The 20,129-nt window shown below is 45.4% G+C and carries 13 protein-coding genes; 6 read left to right on the top strand and 7 right to left on the bottom strand.

Translation table 11 applies throughout. The features are described 5' to 3' along the window. Positions 1-49 precede the first annotated feature (49 nt). The 3 genes from EGI32_RS18460 (at position 50) to EGI32_RS18450 (ending at position 5,649) form a co-directional block, all read left to right on the top strand. A complete protein-coding gene (locus EGI32_RS18460) occupies positions 50-2,455 on the top strand; it encodes a hypothetical protein (RefSeq protein WP_255157003.1) in 2,406 nt (801 codons plus the stop codon). Between the two features lie 117 nt (positions 2,456-2,572). Next, the gene (locus tag EGI32_RS18455; RefSeq protein ID WP_255157001.1) at positions 2,573-4,147 is read left to right on the top strand and encodes a membrane dipeptidase; all 1,575 of its coding nucleotides are present in this window, start codon (positions 2,573-2,575) and stop codon (positions 4,145-4,147) included. Between the two features lie 11 nt (positions 4,148-4,158). Next, positions 4,159-5,649 carry a patatin-like phospholipase family protein gene (locus tag EGI32_RS18450; RefSeq protein ID WP_255156999.1) on the top strand — a complete coding sequence of 497 codons (1,491 nt, stop codon included), beginning with the start codon at positions 4,159-4,161 and terminating at the stop codon, positions 5,647-5,649. Positions 5,650-5,793: 144 nt separating this feature from the next. On the opposite strand, the gene EGI32_RS18445 is transcribed toward EGI32_RS18450, so the two are convergent. Together EGI32_RS18445 and EGI32_RS18440 are read right to left on the bottom strand one after the other, a co-directional pair. Further along, the gene (locus EGI32_RS18445) at positions 5,794-7,365 is read right to left on the bottom strand and encodes a M1 family metallopeptidase (protein WP_255156997.1); all 1,572 of its coding nucleotides are present in this window, start codon (positions 7,363-7,365) and stop codon (positions 5,794-5,796) included. A 92-nt stretch (positions 7,366-7,457) separates the two neighbouring features. Then, entirely contained in the window at positions 7,458-10,076 is a 2,619-nt protein-coding gene (locus EGI32_RS18440; RefSeq protein WP_255156995.1) for a lamin tail domain-containing protein, read from the bottom strand. Between the two features lie 389 nt (positions 10,077-10,465). On the opposite strand from EGI32_RS18440, the gene EGI32_RS18435 reads away from it, so the two are divergent. Then, the gene (locus tag EGI32_RS18435) at positions 10,466-11,449 is read left to right on the top strand and encodes an aspartate-semialdehyde dehydrogenase (RefSeq protein WP_255156993.1); all 984 of its coding nucleotides are present in this window, start codon (positions 10,466-10,468) and stop codon (positions 11,447-11,449) included. 132 nt (positions 11,450-11,581) lie between these two features. Here the strand turns inward: EGI32_RS18435 and EGI32_RS18430 are convergent, their stop codons facing one another. From EGI32_RS18430 to EGI32_RS18410, 5 genes are all read right to left on the bottom strand, one after another. Then, positions 11,582-12,616, bottom strand: coding sequence for a 2-oxoacid:ferredoxin oxidoreductase subunit beta (locus EGI32_RS18430; RefSeq protein ID WP_255156983.1), 1,035 nt, complete (start codon positions 12,614-12,616; stop codon positions 11,582-11,584). 223 nt (positions 12,617-12,839) lie between these two features. Beyond that, positions 12,840-13,187 (bottom strand): carboxymuconolactone decarboxylase family protein, encoded by a 348-nt coding sequence (locus EGI32_RS18425; RefSeq protein WP_255156981.1) that lies wholly within the window; start codon positions 13,185-13,187, stop codon positions 12,840-12,842. Between the two features lie 92 nt (positions 13,188-13,279). Beyond that, entirely contained in the window at positions 13,280-14,617 is a 1,338-nt protein-coding gene (locus EGI32_RS18420; RefSeq protein WP_255156979.1) for a 7TM diverse intracellular signaling domain-containing protein, read from the bottom strand. Between the two features lie 85 nt (positions 14,618-14,702). Beyond that, a complete protein-coding gene (locus tag EGI32_RS18415) occupies positions 14,703-15,332 on the bottom strand; it encodes a response regulator transcription factor (protein ID WP_255156977.1) in 630 nt (209 codons plus the stop codon). Between the two features lie 208 nt (positions 15,333-15,540). Further along, entirely contained in the window at positions 15,541-17,280 is a 1,740-nt protein-coding gene (locus EGI32_RS18410) for an N-acetylmuramoyl-L-alanine amidase (protein ID WP_255156975.1), read from the bottom strand. Positions 17,281-17,427: 147 nt separating this feature from the next. Here EGI32_RS18410 and EGI32_RS18405 point away from each other — a divergent pair, with 147 nt between their 5' ends. Together EGI32_RS18405 and EGI32_RS18400 are read left to right on the top strand one after the other, a co-directional pair. Then, on the top strand, positions 17,428-17,742 hold the full coding sequence (locus EGI32_RS18405) for a hypothetical protein (protein WP_255156973.1): 315 nt from the start codon (positions 17,428-17,430) through the stop codon (positions 17,740-17,742). A gap of 155 nt (positions 17,743-17,897) precedes the next feature. Next, complete coding sequence (locus EGI32_RS18400; protein ID WP_255156971.1) at positions 17,898-20,123, top strand: cation:proton antiporter; 2,226 nt, start codon at positions 17,898-17,900, stop codon at positions 20,121-20,123. Positions 20,124-20,129 lie beyond the last annotated feature (6 nt).

Here is a 20,129-nt window from a genome sequence, read left to right as displayed (position 1 = left end):
TTAGTATTTTTTAAGGCTAAATTTGAACCTCCAAAACCAACCTATATCAATGATACGCAGGATCTCCTCTTTTCTTTTAAGCATACTATTTCTTGTAACCGCACAAACCACCCGTGCCCAGAGGATCGATTCCATGTCGATTGCGGTAGACAGTAAATTTCCGCAGGAAAAATTATACCTGCAATACGACCGTCCCTATTACAACCCCGGCGAAACCATCTGGTTCAAAGCCTATCTCACTGCCTCCAACCAGCCTTCTCCACTCAGCAAAACCGTTTATGCCGAGCTGATCAATGACAAGGGCACGATATTGCAACGCAAAGTGATGCCTGTGATCGAATACGGGGCAGCCTCCTCGTTTGACCTGCCGGATACGTTGAAAGCCACACAACTTTATATAAAAGCTTATACCGCCTGGATGCTCAACTTCGATTCGGCCCTGATATACCTCAAGCCGATACGCATCATCAATACCGCCGCAAAACCTGTTGCTGCAAAGCCGGTGTATTCAGTCACATTTTTTCCTGAAGGCGGCGATCTTGTAGCAGGTGTTGCAACTAATGTAGCTTTTAAAGCCACCGACCAGGATGCCGTTCCATTTAATATTTCTGGCACGATAACCGACAGCAAAGGTGCAAAGCAAGCCAGCTTCAGCTCCACACATGATGGTATGGGTTATTTTTCTTTTACCCCTTCAGGAAATGAAACCTATAAAGCTGCCTGGAAAGATAAAAAAGGAGTAGCGCATGAAACGCCGCTTCCGAAGGTAAAAACCCAGGGTGCAGTTTTGAATGTGATCAACCAGAATAACCAGGTCAGGTTTACTGTGGAGCGCCCTGCCGAGGCAGGAGAGGAACTGCGCTTTTTTTACATCATCGCCGAAATGCAGCAGCAACTGGTGTACAGCGCCAAACTCAACCTGAGCAGTAAAAATAAAGTATCGGCCCCCATTCCGGCGGATAGCCTGGCCGATGGAATAATGAAGATCACTTTGTTCAATGCCGTTGAAGTTCCGGTGGCAGAAAGGATCGTATTCATCAACCATAATAATTATTCTTTCATTACCGATCTGCATACGCTGGAGCTCAACATGGACAAACGTAAGAAGAATAGCCTCCAGATAGATGTGGGCGGAGATATCACCAGCAATCTTTCCATTTCGGTTACAGATGAAAGCCTTACAACACCTCCGCTGAACAAAGAAAGCATCTTTTCGCATTTGTTGCTTTCCAGCGACCTGAAAGGGAATGTATATAATGCTGCGCAATATTTTTCTTCCGACGATGACTCCGTTAAGGCACAGCTCGATCTGGTAATGATGACCAACGGCTGGAGAAGGTTTAAATGGGAAGACATCCTTGCCGACAAATTGCCCCCGATCACTTACCTGCCGGAAAACAACCTTTCTATCAGCGGGACTGTTTTTGGTCCGGCAAAAAATGTATTGAAAGGCAAGCAGCTCAGCGCCATCATGCGCTCGAAAAATGGCGGTGCGGATATTTTCACCATTCCTGTTGAGCAGGATGGCCGGTTCAGGATTGAGCCGGTGATCTTTTTCGACACTGTCAAACTATATTATCAATTCAATAACGACAAGGATAAAAAACTCACCGATATTTCTTCCTTCACTTTCAATCCGAGTTATAGCAAATCCCCAAAACCTACTACAAATTTATTCGCATCGCTTTCGCCTGCAGCGGCCCCCGACAGCATTACCATAAAAAAGAATAAAACGATCAACAGGCTTGCGCTCGAACAATTCATAGAAGGCAATAAGGTAAAGGATCTTGCCGTGGTGACAGTGAAAGCGAAAGTGAAGACCCCGGAAGAAAAAATGAATGAAGAATATACATCCGGTTTCTTCACGGGTTCGGATGGTTATACATTCATTACAGAAAATGACCCGTTTGCAAAGAGCGCCATGACAATATTGGATTACCTCGTTTCCAAAGCGGCCGGGATGCAGGTCTCTACCTCCGGCGAAGGTTCCATTACCTGGCGTGGAAGTGCAACGGCGGTGTTTCTCAATGAGTCTCCTTCCGATGTGAGCATGATCAAATCGATCTCTATGAATGATGTGGCGATGATCAAAGTCTTTCGTCCACCCTTCTTTGGCGCGGGCGGAAGTGGCGCAGGTGGGGCCGTGGCGGTATACCTGAAAAAGGGAGGCGCTTCCAACGATAATGTAAAGGGTCTCGACTTTACCAGCATCGCGGGCTACTCGGCGATAAAAGAGTTTTACAGCCCCGATTACGACAAGCCGCTTGATTTCAACAACCCCGATGATTTCCGCATCACACTTTACTGGAACCCGTTCCTGATCTTTGATAAAAATACCCGCCGCATCAAAATCCCTTTTTTCAATACAGATAATTGTAAAAAAATAAGAGTGGTCATTGAAGGTATGAACAGGCTGGGGCAGTTGACGAGGGAAGAGAAAACCTTCGGAAATTAAGAATTACAAATTACGAATGCTGCGGATTACTGATTCTTTCGATATGGATTAGTAACTTCGGGTGGAAAGAATTCGTAATTCGTAATTCGTAATTCGTAATTTTTAATTCTTAGTCCCATGCCTTTCTTCGACTTCCACTGCCACCCCTCTCTCAAACAAATGTTATCCGCCCCCGGCGAAAACCTGACTCCCTGGCACGACCTGAAGGTTAAACTCAAGATCGGGAAACTTTTCGGCCGGGAAACTTCTATCGGCATCAACAGTCTTTTTAATGGCGTATTCAATTCGCAAAGTAATCTGAAGCAGATGCAAAGGGCCGGGGTGCAACTTGCCGGAGTCGTCATTTACAGTATTGAAAATAAAATCGCACAAGGCATCCTCGAAAGAAAGATCGCCAGTTCCGGAAAGATCAACCTGATGGACCCGGCTAAAATGCGGGAACTTCAGAGCGGCAATAACTACTACGAATGGACGAAGCGGACCATGGACGCATTGGTGAACAATCCATCTCCTCCTGCAGGCATTGCACCCAAATCGGCCAGGTTTAAATTCATCAATAAAATCGAAGAATTCGATCGCAACGACACCAATACCGTACACGGCATCCTGATACTGGAAGGACTTCATGATTTTTGCAACGATCCGTTCAGCGCTGATGCGGAAGCGGAGTTTGATGCCAACTTCGCCGATTTTCAGCAGCGGTACAATACCAGGATATTCGCGGTCAACATTCCGCATATGCAGGACTTTCCGGCAGCCAATCATGCATTCGGCATGCAGATCATCAAAGAAGAATTGTTTTATCCGAATGGCAGCGGACTAACGGAGTGGGGTAAACGCCTGGTGAAAAAATTGTACGACAATAAAATACTCATCGATTTCAAGCACATGAGTTTTTATACCCGTACTCAATTGATCGCCCAACGAAGCCTGCAGGGTTTCGAAGATATACCCTTGATCTGCACGCATGCGGGTTTGACCGGTTGCCATAGCGACAACCGTTATAAATATTTAAACACACGTCCTAAGTTGCAGAACGGTGTATGGCGTATCCGTCACCACAAACTGAAAGGCAGTGTGCAGGACAGCGCTTTTAATCTTAGCAGCATTAATCTTTATGATGATGAGATCATACGCATCATCCGCTCCAAAGGGCTTATTGGAATTTCACTGGATCAACGCATCCTAGGTTTTCCCACAGACAGTGTGGCTTACCAGCTCAATGATTATCCGTACGACCAGGAATTTGTAGCACATTCGGAAGATGAAATATTTTTTCGTGGATATGATGATCCTGCAGACATCCCGTTTTATATTCCCGGAGATGATGTGCTTACCGGCGACGAAGCGCTGGTGCATGGGGAAAATAGTTTTGAATACCACTATTATTATTTTCTCAACCAGGTATTTCACATTTTACAGGTGGCAAAAAAAGCCGGCATTCCTATCAGCGAAGCTGCCAGGTGTATTTGCATCGGTTCCGATTTTGATGGCCTTATCAACACACTCGATTGCTGCCGCACTGTAGAAGAGCTCGGTGGTTTCAAAACATACCTGCGGCAGATACTTACGCGACGCCCTTCTTTCTGGCAACCACTTTCTATCCGGCGTGAGCAGGTAGATGCAGATGATTTACTCGAAGGGATATTTTTCAACAATGCCCTTGATTTTCTCAAAGTGAATTTTAAGTAAAAAATTTATTCATGGCAAAAGAGAAAGAAATAAATGTAGAAGCGTTCATACAGTCCTCCGGCGCTGCAGACATTTTAAAGGGTTTACAGGAAAAGGTTGAAGCGAACAAAGCCGCCGGCAAACCATTCATCATTTCCGATGTATACGATTCCGCAGGCAACCAATATGTGGATCTTGTGCAGGAAGGAGGCGGGGTATGGGGCGTGGCTTTGCTGGGTTATACTTATATCCTTGAAAAGATGGGCATCCGTTTTTTCAGCCTTGCCGGAACCAGTGCCGGCGCTATCAACACTATGCTGATGGCCGCTATCCATAACAAAGAGGAAACAAAAGCGGAAAAAATAATCGATGTGCTGCTGAGGCTCGACATGTTCAGTTTTGTGGATGGCAAAAAAGGCAACTGGAATGCGACCAAATGGGTGAAACGAAATATCCAGAAATTCATTCTCAAAAAAAATTACCTGAAGCGGATCAAACTGACTTTTTTCATCCTGTCCGTTTCGCTGGTCGCATTATCCGTAGGTTCTTTCATCGCCTCCATAAGCATAACCGCCCCCTGGGTGAAATGGGTCGCGTTAGCGGCTTTGTCGGTTTGGGCAGCCGTCGGGATCATTTTCGCTTTTCTCTTTCATCGTATAAAAATAATTGCACGTTCGGGTTATGGATTAAATGAAGGCCGTGCTTTTTACAACTGGATGACCGGGGCGCTACATGATAACGGCATCATGGATCTTGCCGATCTCAAAACTCATTTTTGCAAAACACCGCCTGATCTATGGGTGCGCCGCGATGAAAAACGTGATGCCACCACCATCAATATTGAACCGCCAGCCAACCCCATGCTCATCATTGTTGCCAGCGATATCAGTACCGGCAGCAAGATCGAGTTCCCCCGCATGTGGAAAATGTACTGGAAAGATCTGCACGATATAAATCCTGCCGTATTTGTGAGGGCAAGCATGTCGATACCGGTCTTTTTTGAAACATATAAAATTCCGGTAAGCCCTGAAATATCCGATGCGGCAGAAACCTGGAAAGATCTTATCAACTGGAACGGGGATATCCCCAAAGTGGTGGAAATGGTGGATGGAGGCGTGTTATCCAACTTTCCGATCAATGTTTTTTACAATGCAAAATATATCATTCCCCGTATGCCTACTTTCGGCATCAGGCTGGGAGGAAGCGGCATCAGGGAAGCTTATGAGATCAACTCCGTAGGTTCTTATTTATCATCGCTGATCTCTACGTTGCGCACCAATACTGATAAGGATTTCATCAATAAAAATAAAGCATTCGAACTCGGCGTAAAAGAAGTGGACCTCTCCGGCTTTTCGTGGCTTAATTTTTTCATGAATGACGAAGACAAAAAAGCAATCTTTAAAAAAGGGGCACAAGCTGCCGCAGATTTTTTACTCGGCTTCAACTGGGAAGATTACAAACAGCAACGCTTCAACAACAGCGAAGTGTTGGAAATGCAACGGAAAAACCCCAATAACTGGTAAGCGGGCGAGCACAGACGACAGACCACAGACGACCGTACGGTCATTCTATTCGGCCTACGTTCGTTTCAGGAATTATATCCGGTCGGTATTGGGTGGTTCATTATCAATGGTCAGTGTACACTTGTCCGTCGTCTGTCGTCCTTATTAAAACTTCCCCACCTTATCCAACAGCTGAAAATATTTCCCCAGCGAAGCTCCCAACGATTTTTCAAATGATGCCTGCAGGTCTTCGGGCTGTGGATGTTTGCCATGCCATTCGTTGAAATAAGTTTGAAAAGCCTTGTTCATCTTCTCCTGGCCAACTTCTGCTTCCAGCAGGTACAACCACAACGCCGTTTTTACATACGATATCAATCCATAATCATCAGAAGACTTGAACTGGTCAGCGGGAGTTTCTATGGCCGTTTCCATAGGGATGCCGCTGAGTGCACCATACACGGCATCTAAAAATTTATCGGCCGGTAACGCTTTTACTTCTTTCGGTATCTGCGCTCCGAAGATAGAATTGGTGCGGTATTTTTCTGCTTCATACCTGAATTGAAAATAGGTATTGAGCCCTTCATCCTGCCAGGTGTGCATGCGCTCATTGCTGCCCAGCATACTCATGAACCAGTTGTGGCCCACTTCATGCGCTATCACCGCATCCAGCGACTCAGGTTTTGCATCCGGGCTCGTGATCAGCGTGATGGTAGGATATTCCATGCCGCCACTGGAATTATTCTTTGGCCCCTCCACCGCCTGTACTAACGGGTACTCATACTCGCCGATCCATCCGCTATATCTTTTTACCGCATCTTTTACATAATCGATGCTGTTGTTCCAAAGCGTTTCTTTTTTATCATGATAAAACGTGAACGCGTCTACCACTTTACCGGCCGGCAATTTCACCGTATCGTATTGTATCACAAAACCCTTGTCGGCAAACCAGGCAAAATCAGGAACGTTGTCTGCCACATACGTCAGCGTTTTTGCAGACGAAGTGCTTGCTGGTTTATACAACTGCGGTTTTTTGTTTCGTTTCGCCACATTTTCCGCACCTATCTTTTTGTATTGCTGTAATTCAGCGGCATTCTGTAATACACCTGTAGCGCCCACTACATAACCTGAAGGCAATGTGATGTTTACTCTGAAAGATGCATAATCACTGTAGTATTCTCCCATATCGAGGTAAGGAAATTCATGCCACCCGTCTTTATCATACACGGCAGGCTTGGGGTACCACTGGCATATCATGAATTCACCATCTTCGTAACCGGAACGGGAAAAATACGGCGGAAGCTTTACATCGAAGCCGGTGCTGATGCTTACAGAATCGCCACTTTTCAGCGGCTTTGGCAATTTCACTTTGATGATATCGATGTAGTTTGGATTGGAATGTGGCTCGGTAACAGCTGCCACACCATCTACTTTAAAATTCAATCCGCTGATGCTGCCGTATGCATTGGGCATCAGTTTTTTGGATGAATCCCTGCGCAAGTGCTGGTAAAGCGCTGTAGAATCATTCTTGTAAGCATTCGGCCAGATGTGGAACCAGATGAAATCCAGCGATTCCGGGGAATTGTTCCTGTACACGATCGTTTCCGAACCTTTCAGTGTTTTGTCCTTATCATTCAAAGCGACATCTATATTATAACTTACACTTTGCTGCCAGTAAGATTTTTGAGCGATAGCGCTTACAGCAGAAAAAAAACAAATAAATAAAAGGGGCTTTTTCATCGGTTTCATTTTTGGAAAGATAATCCATTTCTCAAAAAAATCCCCGCAGTGGAATGCGGGGACCTGTTATTTAAGAAATGATTCCGTTAAAATTAATGCCTTCTTGCCAACACGATCGTATTCTTGAAACGTTTCGTTTTCCCGTTCAGGTTAAATACTTCTGTGTAAATGACATAGATTCCGGCGTTTAGCCTTTGTTGTTTTTCACCCAACCCATCCCAGCGATAATACCCGTTTAACCCATTGAGCGCATTGCGCTGCAGGTAGCGCACAGGGCGACCCACCGCGTCGAAGATAGTGATGCTGGCCACATAACCCGGTTCGGGGAAGGTGTAATTGATAGTGGCGAAATCATCGATCCCATCGTTATCAGGGCTAACAATTTCCGGTGTAACCGTGATCGTACCCTGCACACCTGCGTCTATGCGGAACTGTGAGTTCTTATAAGTTGGTGTGCCGTAATTAACGCTTGATGCAGCTGAATGCCAGTTCTTTTGCTGAACAGCCTGCACCAACGATGTGTCATTATAATTGATCCTTTCGAGCGCAACGCCTTCATCATTGCTGATGAGTGAAAAATGCCAGTCATCCAGGTAAGCGATCTCGTCAATGATCGTTCCCTGCTCATTCAGTATGATCACATTTCCTTTATCATCATTATAAGATGGTGTGGAAATTTCGATAAACGCATTGGGGTTTTCGGTAATGAAATCCCTCTTGATGGCCGCAACATCACTGGTTGCTACCATGAAGTCTCCCGGGAAAAATGCATAATCTTCCGCACTCAGCTGGGTGATGCTTCCGATGGTGCCCGTAGTTCCACGATTGGCGAGGTATACATTTTTCAGATTAAGGATCTTGTTGCTGCGATTGTACAATTCCACATAATCCGCCGACGTAGGGGTAGGGTTGAATAATATTTCATTCACCACGATATCAAAACGATTCAGCTGTGCGGAAAGCCCCACCCTTGCTGTATTTGCGTTGGTGCTTAATATATTACCACTGCAATCCGTAACGGTTGTTGCAGTAACAGTATATACTTTATTGAGCTGAAGAGGCGATGAAAGCGTGAGGCTCACCCTGCTGTACAATGGCCCCACAGGAGCCGCATTTACCGCAACACCTATTCCATCGCTTATGGTGTAACCTGCTGCCACAGCAGCTTTGATGCTATCCAATGATTCATCAAAAATGAGTACAACGTTGGTTGGACTAGTTGCGTACGCACGTAATAAACGGGGGGCTGTCTGATCAGCGTTTACCGCATCCACGGAATTTTTCCTGCCCGGAGTTCCGCCTTTGGGATCTGTACTCGCTTTCCAGTTGCTGAGACCCGAGCATGGATTTTTTGTATCCACCATTTCCAATGACCAGCCGCCATCTTTTTTTAATTCATTCTGGTACCAGCTATCGCTGTAATTCACCGCATGAATGATAAGCCCGGTGGATGACCTGAGATAGATCACATCACCTGCATTATCCAGCGAAGGAAAGCTGGTGACCGATATCGCCGGGCCGTATGCCGACATGGCGGCCAAAGCACTGCTGGTGCAGATCACCACAAAACTATCTGCTTTGAGTACATAAGAAGCTATCGCACCCGATTGCCCGGTAGCATCACCGATCGTCCAGCCCTGCAGGTTGATATCAAATGCGGTGGTATTTCTCAATTCGATCCATTCATTGTTGGGCAACTGCACCTGCGGGGTAGGATCCGGCATCAGTTCATCAATCACCACATCATAAGGCACTGCGGTAAATAAGCTGAAATTAGCCGTGCCGTTTGTTTGTGTATTTCCCGCAAGGTCTTTTACATTGTTAACGGTAAGTGTTAGATTGGTACGGTTAGGAAAAGCGGTTCCGAATGTAAGGTGCACAAGTGATGCATTGGTACCATCCTGCAAAGCGGTCACGGGTGAGCCGATACCGTTATTCACCACATAATTAGCAGCAACCTGGCTGCTGGCAACTTCTAAAGGCTCGTTGAATAATACATCAAGAACAGTACTGGTAACCGGTGTTGCCGAAACCAGCACAGGTGCCGTAACATCCGGAGTATAATCCTGCACGATTATATCGTCGATAAAATGGCGTTGAAAAAAACTCGCCGTGCTTTGTTTTACATATACCCCAAAAAATGCAGAAGTAGTGATGGTCGCGTCTGTCACAGTTCCCTCATTAACGGAAGCCCCGCCATTCAGCACCCTGGAAAGGCTCCAGAGGTTGGCTGAATTTCTTACTACCGTAATTTTTAAGACATTATTGCTTGTATTCAAAACGCCGTTGGCCCCATCTATTATTTTGGTGACTGTACCGCTTGCATCTCTCCTGAAAAGACAGACTTCATCATCGGTTCCACCTATGCGCACAAAATAACCGGCGGTAGTAGTCAATGACAGGTCGCTTGCCGAAGCTGTGAGAAATACATCCACATAGTTGGCACTGGAAGGATTGAACGTGATCGTGCAGGAAAAATCCCATTGAGTTGTAGTTGCTTTTGTATTTACCGTGCTCAGGTAAAAGGCGGCATTGGCCACCAGGTTATTGCTTTGCAACTGGAAGCCCGGGTTTACGATCCAGTCGGCAGTGTTACCGATCCAAACAGGGTTGCTGGTAAAATCGCCGTCACTGAAATTTTCATTCACCTGTGCATCCGCATATACGAACGGGAATATCGCCAGCAGGCAAAAAAGTAATTTTTTTCTCATAATCAGCTTATTGCTTTTAAAGATACTAAAATACTTGGTTCAAGGTTCAAAGTGGAAGGTTCAAGGTTGAAGGTTGAAGGGTTACTTTCGGATGCAGGTATTTTCAATGTCGGGTGAATTCCTGATAGAACAGTTCCTTGCAATGACAGTTCTATTAAAATTTTCTCTGTGCTCCTCTGTGTACCCCGTGCCTCTGTGGTTCAAAATAAAAATACTATTTGGAAGATAATTGCTTTCTTATTAATTTCGGCCATCATGACAATGACGAAACATACCATTAAGATAAAGATCATCCCGTAGGGAAGGTGAATTCTTATAGTATGCCGCAACATATTCAGAAGCCTTCCGCAAAACGGGAGGCTATTTTTTTACGCTTTAAAAAACAAAAAATGAGAATTGCAGTAGTAGGCGCAACGGGCCTCGTTGGAACGAAAATGTTACAGGTATTGGAACAAAGAAATTTTCCTGTTACCGAACTGATCCCGGTAGCTTCTGAAAGATCTGTTGGTAAGCAGGTAGATTTTAAGGGCAAGAAGTATACGATCGTTGGGATGCAGACTGCAATTGACATGAAACCTGAGATCGCTATTTTTTCCGCCGGTGGCGGAACATCGCTCGAATGGTCGCCGAAGTTTGCCGAAGCCGGCATAACGGTGATCGACAACTCCAGCGCATGGCGCATGGATCCCGACAAAAAACTCGTTGTTCCGGAAGTGAATGCACATGTGCTGACTGCTGATGATAAGATCATCGCTAATCCAAATTGCAGCACCATCCAGATGGTGCTTGTTTTAAAACCGCTTCACGAAAAATATAAGATCAAACGTGTGGTAGTAAGCACCTACCAAAGTGTGACCGGCACCGGTGTGAAGGCTGTAGACCAGATGATGAACGAGCGCAAAGGCATCTCCGGCGAAATGGCTTATAAATATCCGATCGACCTGAACGTAATACCACAGATTGATGTGTTTACCGAAAACGGTTACACGAAGGAAGAAATGAAAATGGTGAATGAAACCAAAAAGATCATGGAAGATGATTCCATCAGGGTAACGGCCACGTGTGTACGCATTCCTACTGTAGGCGGGCACAGTGAAAGCGTGAACATAGAATTTGAAAATGATTTTGACCTGGATGAAGTGAAAGCCTTGCTGGCAAAATCGCCGGGGATAGTGGTGGAAGACGATATAGATAATTTCGTATACCCGATGCCGTTAAATGCACACGATAAGGATGAAACTTTTGTGGGCCGCATACGCCGCGATGAAACGCAGGCGAACACACTCAACTGCTGGATCGTGAGTGATAATTTACGTAAAGGTGCTGCAACAAATGCGGTGCAGATAGCAGAGTACCTGACGCAAAAAAAATAACCCCCTCCGCCCCCTAAAGGGGGAACTGATTATAGAGAAGCCCCGAATAGATTTCGGGGCTTCTCTATAAAATTTTTTTAATCCTTCACGAATCTTCGCTCCGTTCAGTTCCCCCTTTAGGGAGCGGAGGGGTTAGCTGATCGTCCAGGTTTCCCTTCCCTTCAATAATTTATCCAGGTCGCCCTTGCCTTTTTGAGCTATCGCTTCTTCCAGCTGCATGGTCATCACATCTTCGTAACAAGCCCTGTCTGTTTCGTAGAAAACGCCGAAAGGCCGTGGCAGATGCCCTATCAATGCAGGGTCATCAAACATGCGGATCAGTATCTGCGCTTTGTAAAAATCTCTTTCATCGTGTATCCAAAGATCGTCTGCCGAATATTTATCGCCCAGTTCCACCACTTCAGGTTTGAACCCGTTCAGGCGGATGCCTTTGTTTTGCGTAGCGCCAAAGATCAGTGGCTTTCCCTGTTCCAGGAACAATGCTTCTTCCGGCTTGCTGCTCTTTTCGGTGAATATTTCAAAAGCCCCGTCATTGAAGATATTGCAGTTCTGATAGATCTCCAGGAACGAAGCGCCTTTGTGTGCCTGGCTGCGCAACAACATGGCCTGAAGGTGTTTCGGATCCCGGTCCATGGTACGGGCTATGAAGCTGCCATCTGCCCCCATGGCAAGCGCCAGCGGGTTGAACGGGTGATCGATACTGCCCATCGGCGTGCTCTTCGTTATTTTCTTTTCTTCAGAAGTAGGTGAATACTGGCCTTTGGTAAGCCCGTATATCTGGTTGTTGAACAATAAAACATTCACATCAAAATTCCTGCGAAGCAGATGGATCGTATGATTTCCGCCGATACTCAATCCATCGCCATCGCCTGTTACTATCCATATGCTCAGCTCAGGGCGGGCGCCTTTCAATCCGCTGGCTATGGCTGTGGCACGGCCATGAATGCTATGCATACCATAAGTATTCATATAATAAGGAAAACGGCTGCTGCAACCGATACCCGATACGATCACGATATTTTCTCTCGGAATGCCCAATGTTGGCATGATCTTCTGCACCTGCGCCAGGATGGAATAATCCCCGCAGCCAGGGCACCAGCGTACTTCCTGGTCGGTGGCAAAATCCTTGGGCGTGAGGGCCGGTTTCTCTATCGTTTCTGTAGACATATCGCTAAAATTTGAGCGTAAAATTACACAGAAATCAGCAATAAGAGATACTAAATAAGGAATAACAAGGGTAGAAGTGGGTTGTGGGAATAATTTGCCGGGAAGACGGGAAGAAGAAGAAAGAAATATTTCCCCTGTTTTCTTTCCGTCTTTCCGGGCAGAAACGTTCATTACGGTGTTTTCTCCCGTTTGTACCCGACAAGAACTGAAGATTTTATATATATTAAACCGTTTCCTTCAGTTCTTCCCAATATTCCGCTGCACGCCTTGTATGGGGGATCACGATGGTACCGCCCACAATATTGGCTACCGCAAATACTTCGTACAACTCTTCCGTACTTACTTTCAGTTCATGCGCTTTGCCTACATGATATTTGATGCAGTCGTCGCAACGCAGCACCATGCTGGCTACCAGCCCAAGCAGTTCTTTTGTTTTTACATCCAGCGCACCGGCAGCGTAGGTATTGGTATCGAGGTTCCAAAGCCTTTTGATGACAAGGTTTTCCTTGCTCAAAATAACTTCGTTCATACGTTCCCGATAGTCGTTGAATTCTTTTACAAGATTGCCCATTTTTAGTTATGAATTATGAGTTATGAGTTACAAGGCGTAAGTTAGTAAACTCTTCGATGGTTCTCTCATCACTTAAAACTCATAACTTATCGCTAATTTATGCTCACTGCAATCTTGATAGAGGTTCCTGCGCCGGTATCGATGTGGATTTTTCCCCCGATCTCATCCATACGTTTCTGCATGTTTTTAAGGCCGTTGCCAAAACGAATGGCTGTAGGGTTTTCTTCATCGGTAATACCTTTTCCGTTATCGGAAATACTGATATGGAGCTCTTTTTTCTCAAGAGAGATATTTACACTTGCCTGGGTAGCGCCGGAATGTTTGATGATATTATGAAATGCTTCTTTAACGATGAGGAAAAGGTTTTTTCTTTTCACCCCGCTGATCTCTGTCTCCCCGCCGAGTGATGCAAGATTATTGGAACGAAAAAAAACAGGAGAGCTTTCAAAAAATGAAACGCCGTACTGGCGCACATATTCTGCGAAGTTGCTGACGGTATCATTCTCCGCGTTCAGGCTCCAGATGATGGTATGCATGCGCTGTGCGATGTCTTTGGCGGTAAGCGAAATTTTTTGCCCGAACGATACATACGCCGGATGATTTTCTTTTGCACTTTGTTGCGCCATCAGGTCACTCATCATGCGGATGCTGCTTAGGCCTCCACCCACATCGTCGTGCAGGTCGGCGATGATACGTTCTCTTTCCAGCAACACGGCCTGCTGACGCAGGTATGCAGAATTGATCAGCGACTTTTCATTGTCCGCGATCTTTCTTTGCAACGCAATGGTGAAGAGGAACATGTCCATCAGGATACTTACCTGGACCGGCCAGTAAGAAAGTGCATTGGCATCAGGATTATCAGGGTCGTATTTTAAAAGATAAATATAATACACCAGCGTAAGCGAACTGCCCACCAGCGTGATGATACTTCCCCAGATGATGTAGTTAGAATAAGGCACTTTATGCCTGAACAAAGCAATCACTACATACAACTGCAACGGAAACAACAGCAGGCTGAAAATATAATATGGGTTATTGTAATCGATACCAAAATAATTGAGGAAAAAACAGGTGATGGCCAGCAGGATGTACATCACTACCAGCGAATTAAAAAACCTATACAGGAAGCCATTCAGTTTTTCCAGCCCGAGATAGTAAACAATAAAAAGTGTATAAAATACGCCGCTCATGAATTGCAGGGGCCGTTTGAACAGATCGTATTTTGTTACCTCCGCCACATCTTTCATAGATATGCCAAAAAAGAAATCGGGAATCGCCACAAGGTAATAAGTAGAAAGGCATAAAAGATAAACCGCGTAAAAAAGGTATTCCTTTCTTTTGATGATCAGGTATTGCAATAAAAAAAACAGGAACATGAAAACGCTGACGCTTTCAAAAAAGAGAATGAAATATTTATCAAAGCGAATCATTTACAGGCTTAGAGATTAGAGATCAGGGTTTAGGTACAGGGATTCGGATTTAGTATACCCTAAACTCCAACCCTTACTCTCTAAACTACCTTTTCAGGTATAAATTTACTGCTTCTACACGGGTATTCACATGCAGTTTTTTGTAGATATTCTGTACATGCTTGCGTACGGTGCCGCCACTGATCTGCAGCGCATCGGCCACTTCTTTTCCTATCAGGCCCTTTGCCAGTTGCTCCAGCACCATTTTTTCGCGGTCGCTGAGGGTTTCTATCAATTGATTGTCCTTACCCATGCTGACGAAACTCGCTACCACTTTGCGGGCAATATTACTGCTCATCGGGCTGCCACCTTCCAGCATATCACCCAGTGCTTCCATGATGCGGGCGGGCCCTTCCGTTTTTAAAATATAACCGCTTGCCCCGGCCTTCAACGAATCAAATATCTTGTCGTTGTCTTCATAAGCCGTACACATCAAAAATAGCATTTGGGGAAACATCGCTTTCAGCGAAGTAACGCAGGCGATACCGCTGGCACCCGGCAGGTTGATGTCCATCAGTACGGCATCAGGCACTATACCAGGGATCTTTTCCATCGCCTCTTCGGCATTGGCGTAACTCCCCCCGAGTTCATACCCGTCGGTAAACTGAACCATCATGCTCATACCTTCCCGCAGGTCGGGCTTGTCTTCAACGATACAAATTATTTTATCAGCCATAACAAATAGTCTGCAAAATTAAACTTTATAGGAGGATTGTAAATACTCACTTATGCGTATGCAAGCGGAGCTTGCAATTACGAATTACGGATTACGAATTACGAATGGGTTCATTTAATTGATATATCTCAATTTCAGGAACTTTCCTTTAAACTGTCACTATCTTGCTTCCCCCAAAAAAAAATTCGTAATTCGTAATTCGTAATTTTTATTTCGTTGCCGCCAGAAAATCCTTCACCCCCAGCACTATCTTCTCGGCCATCCGTTGCTGAAAGCCTTCATCCAATATAAGTGCTTCTTCTTCGAGGTTGCTGATAAACAGCGTTTCCACGAGAGCGCTGGGATATTCGGTAGGACTGTTGAGCATAAAATTGAACGAGCCGATATTGCCATATTCTTTCAGTCCCAGTTCAAGCATTCGTTTGTTGATATAAAAACTTAATGGCCTGAAACCTACATAACGGTAAAGGCTACTCGTACCACCGGCATTGAATGGATCTACCGCCGAATTGAGATGGATGCTCACCAGAAGATCGGGCTGTGCATCTCTGAAAAGTAATATCCGGTCTTTATTATCTACAAATTTTTCTGTTGTTCTTGTCATCAGCACTTTTGCGCCTTCTGCCTCCAAGGCTTTTTGCAATTTGAGCGAAACTGCCAATGCAAGCGCTTTTTCCGATGAACCTGTTGCGCCGCCGGCACCGGTATTGGTACCTCCATGGCCCGCATCGATTGCAATGGTCAGGTTTTTCAACGAAAGATCTTTCGGCTGCTGTTTTATTTTTATTACCAGCAGGTTTCCCCGGTAATAGACCTGGTGACCCCAATGCTGCTGGTGCTTAAGTTGTATGGTGATCCGGAAAATATCATTTTGTACCTGCTCATAATCCACATTGGCAACCTCTTGTGTGTTCCCCAGTTGCGTGATCCAGTTTGTATTGTTAGTTGCTCCAAAAACATCGACCACAATTCGTGAAGGATTTACCTGTTGAACCGACTGGTAAGGCAACCTCGCCGAAAGCCCCACCGTTACATAATCGTAAGCGCTATCCCCATACACTCTCCAGTGGCCGGTAAGCGACGATGCCGCAAAAGTCCCCTTTGGCATCAGCGATACAAGATCGTCCGGAATGTAAGCGGTTTTATTATCTGCAAGTTTTATTTTATAATCAGCGCCCACTTTGCCAATCACTTTCAGCAAAACATTGCTATCTAAGTAGCCGATCTTTGCTCCGCCAAGCCGGTCATCACCCAATCCATATTCCAGATGGGCTAATCTTCCTTTAGTAATAGCGACATCTGACGAAAGCGGCGACATCACCGCGAAAGTGTTACCCGTTTCTTTTGTAGCTCTTTGGCCATCAGGCGCAACCAACGTAACCATCATTTTTGAGGCGCCAAAAACATCCGTCTGCCGGATCGTATATTCTCCCTGGTAAATGCCAGGCATGCCGCCCGACTGGCTTACAGGCATTTCGTAAAGCATAGTGTTGTTGAGCACGCTCACATTGCCGCCAGGAAGGGCTTTCACTTTAAAACGGATCACATCTCCTGGCAATAAAACAAGGTTCCCTTCGGGAAATGTTTGAATGCCGGCGATAGCGACAGTCTTCACCGTATCTGCCGGAGGTGGAATTTTGTAAGTGAAATTTATTTGTTTCGATACGGATTTTCCAGCTGATGATGTTGATACAATATTAAATGCCGTATCCCCTTGCCTGAGATCGAGCGCCAGCGCAAATGCCCCGGTAGAATAAACTTTCACCGGCTGATCATTAATGCTGATGCTGCAGGTTTTGCAGGTACTTCCGATGATGAATTGTTTGGAAGTAGAAACATTGTTGTCTGCTTTTAAAGGATTAACAAGTTTTATCACCGGGGCCTCCTGCGCTACGGCATTGATAACTGAGAACGACATCAGCAAAACAAACCATGTATTTTTTTTCATGCTATAAATTATGGTTTTTAAAATTATTGCAAATAATGCAGACGAAATGTGAAACATTGCAAATAACACGGCCATTGTGCCTAAACCTTTACAAATCCTTCACGCCTGGCATCACCCATCCGGGCTATTTTTCGTACCTTCGCCGCAATGCGTATATTTTATTTGTTGATATGTTTTTGCCTGTTTCAACTGCTGGCACCCATCGGGTCGGCAGCTAAAACTGCTATGCATACTACAAATGTATCCAGCTTCAAAAGCCAGTTATTTTCCGGCAATGCCAAAAGCGATCTGCAGATCGACAAAACGGTGGATATTTCGCAACGCATACAACACACTCTTTTACCTACGGCTTTTTTTTCTTACAAATATTCACCGGTGGCAATACCGTCGATAGCAGCCTGCATTTTTTCCGGCAGCCTGCCCGCCACACACTTCGTTTGTCCTAAGCATCATTTCTGGTAATAAGCAGTTGAAGGTTGAAAGTTGAAGGTTCAAGGTTGATTCACGATCAGTGAGTCCGCTATTATGTTGAACCAACTTCATGCATTGAGTTTTCCAACTTTCAACCTTCAACCTTCAACTTTCAACTTTTTCGAACTTTCAACTTTCAACCTATTATGACACATTTACCCAATCTCATATACGACCTCGCATTGATACTGGGTGCAGCAGGTTTTGTAACGATACTTTTTAAAAAACTGAAACTCCCTCTGGTGCTGGGTTACATCATGGCCGGTTTTTTTGTAGGCCCTTATTTTGATTTTCTGCCAACCGTAATGGAAAAGGAAAATATCCAGATATGGGCCGAGATCGGCGTGATCTTTTTATTGTTCAGCCTCGGTCTCGAATTCAGTTTCAAAAAACTCATTAAAGTAGGTGGCTCGGCATCCGTCACCGGGCTCATCGAAGTTTCGTTCATGTTGCTGGCCGGTTATGGTACAGGCCGATTGCTAGGCTGGTCAAACATTGATAGCCTCTTTCTCGGTGGTATACTTTCCATTTCTTCCACCACCATCATCATGCGTACTTTTGAAGAGTTGAATGTAAAAACACAACTCTTCGCAAACCTTGTTTTTGGAGTGCTGATCGTAGAAGATCTTGTAGCCATCCTTCTCATGGTATTACTTTCCACCATGGCTGTGAGCCAGCAGTTTGCCGGCGGCGATATGCTGTTCTCTGTGTTGAAACTCTTGTTTTTCCTCATAGTATGGTTCGTATTCGGGATATTTTTTGTTCCCACGCTTTTACGAAAAGCCAAAGACCTGATGAATGATGAAACACTGCTGGTGGTGTCGCTCTCCCTGTGTTTGCTGATGGTAGTGTTTGCGGTAAAAGTTGGGTTCTCCCCGGCATTAGGCGCTTTCATCATGGGATCCATACTCGCCGAAACTACCAAAGCTGAAAAGATCGAGCACCTCACCAAACCGGTGAAAGACCTGTTCGGCGCCATATTCTTCGTATCAGTCGGCATGATGATCGACCCCGGTATGATCGCACAATACGCCGGCCCCATCGTGCTGTTTTGCGTGATCGTGATCACCGGTAAATTCATCGGCGCTACTTCCGGTGCCTTGTTGTCCGGGCAATCATTGCAGACATCCGTACAAACCGGGATGAGCCTTACACAGATCGGCGAATTCTCTTTCATCATCGCCACACTTGGCGTGAGCCTCAAAGTAACCAGCCCATTCCTTTACCCGATTGCGGTAGCAGTTTCAGCTGTCACCACTTTTACCACGCCGTTCCTGGTAAAATACAGCACGCCTTTTTCAAAATGGATCGAGAAAAAATTACCGGCCCCATGGGTAGCTTCGCTGGCAAATTATCACAACTCGGGTAATAACAACAGCGCCGCCGATAGCAGCGACTGGCAGAAAGTATTACGCACCAAGATCATCAATATCGTCATTTTATCCATCATCCTCCTGAGCATCGCCACGCTTTCTTCAAGATATGCATGGCCATATATTTCTACACATGTAAGTGATGCATTATGGTTGAAAATAACCACCGCGGCAATCACGCTTGTATTGATGTCGCCGTTCCTCTGGGCAATGGCGCTACGCACACATTATTCCAAAGCGTTCAATGAAGTGGTGAAAATAAAAAAATACAGCCGCATCCTGTATTTCATCCGTTTCTTACGGTTATGCTTAGCTGCAGCATTCATCGGGTTCCTGATGTTCCGTTTCTTTTCGGTGTACGCAGGTGTAATTGTGGCGATCGTGCTGCTGATGCTGCTGTTTGTTTTTGCTCAAAGAATACAGGCTTTTTACGACCGGCTTGAGCATCGTTTTTTATCTAATTACAACCAGCGTGAAATTGCCGACGCGAAGAAAAACCGTGCGGAGCTTGCACCCTGGGATGCACATATTGTGCGGCTCACGATCCATCCGCAATCAGCCATATCGGGAAAATCTTTAGGGGAATTGCAGTGGCGTGATAATCCCGGCGTCAATATCGTAGCCATCCGCAGAGGCGATATCAACATCCAGTTGCCTACCCGTGACGAGCGGATCTTTCCTTCGGATGAATTGCATGTATTGGGCAGTGATGCGCAGATCAAAAGATTACTGGCCATCATTCGTCCGCCCAAAAAGAAAGTTGAATTACCGGCAAAGGCAGCGGGCGAGATCGTGTTGAAAAGAATTGTGCTGGATGAATCATCCCGTTTTACAGGAAAAATGATCCGCGAATCGGGCATCCGTGAAAACAATCACGGGCTGATCGTTGGAATTGAAAGAGGGGGCAAAAGGATCCTCAACCCTGATTCCACTTTTGTATTTGATGTGGATGACGTGGTGTTTATTGTGGGAGAAGAGAAAGAGATGAAAACATTATGAGAAAAC

The organism is Ferruginibacter sp. HRS2-29 (assembly GCF_024343615.1).
Taxonomy (GTDB): Bacteria; Bacteroidota; Bacteroidia; order Chitinophagales; family Chitinophagaceae; genus Ferruginibacter.
This window is presented reverse-complemented; position numbering and strand designations above follow the sequence as displayed.

Coding starts and splice junctions, on each gene's coding strand:
- EGI32_RS18460 (WP_255157003.1), top strand. CDS start 50: ATGATACGCAGGATCTCCTCTTTTCTTTTAAGCATACTATTTCTTGTA.
- EGI32_RS18455 (WP_255157001.1), top strand. CDS start 2,573: ATGCCTTTCTTCGACTTCCACTGCCACCCCTCTCTCAAACAAATGTTA.
- EGI32_RS18450 (WP_255156999.1), top strand. CDS start 4,159: ATGGCAAAAGAGAAAGAAATAAATGTAGAAGCGTTCATACAGTCCTCC.
- EGI32_RS18445 (WP_255156997.1), bottom strand. CDS start 7,365: ATGAAAAAGCCCCTTTTATTTATTTGTTTTTTTTCTGCTGTAAGCGCT.
- EGI32_RS18440 (WP_255156995.1), bottom strand. CDS start 10,076: ATGAGAAAAAAATTACTTTTTTGCCTGCTGGCGATATTCCCGTTCGTA.
- EGI32_RS18435 (WP_255156993.1), top strand. CDS start 10,466: ATGAGAATTGCAGTAGTAGGCGCAACGGGCCTCGTTGGAACGAAAATG.
- EGI32_RS18430 (WP_255156983.1), bottom strand. CDS start 12,616: ATGTCTACAGAAACGATAGAGAAACCGGCCCTCACGCCCAAGGATTTT.
- EGI32_RS18425 (WP_255156981.1), bottom strand. CDS start 13,187: ATGGGCAATCTTGTAAAAGAATTCAACGACTATCGGGAACGTATGAAC.
- EGI32_RS18420 (WP_255156979.1), bottom strand. CDS start 14,617: ATGATTCGCTTTGATAAATATTTCATTCTCTTTTTTGAAAGCGTCAGC.
- EGI32_RS18415 (WP_255156977.1), bottom strand. CDS start 15,332: ATGGCTGATAAAATAATTTGTATCGTTGAAGACAAGCCCGACCTGCGG.
- EGI32_RS18410 (WP_255156975.1), bottom strand. CDS start 17,280: ATGAAAAAAAATACATGGTTTGTTTTGCTGATGTCGTTCTCAGTTATC.
- EGI32_RS18405 (WP_255156973.1), top strand. CDS start 17,428: ATGCGTATATTTTATTTGTTGATATGTTTTTGCCTGTTTCAACTGCTG.
- EGI32_RS18400 (WP_255156971.1), top strand. CDS start 17,898: ATGACACATTTACCCAATCTCATATACGACCTCGCATTGATACTGGGT.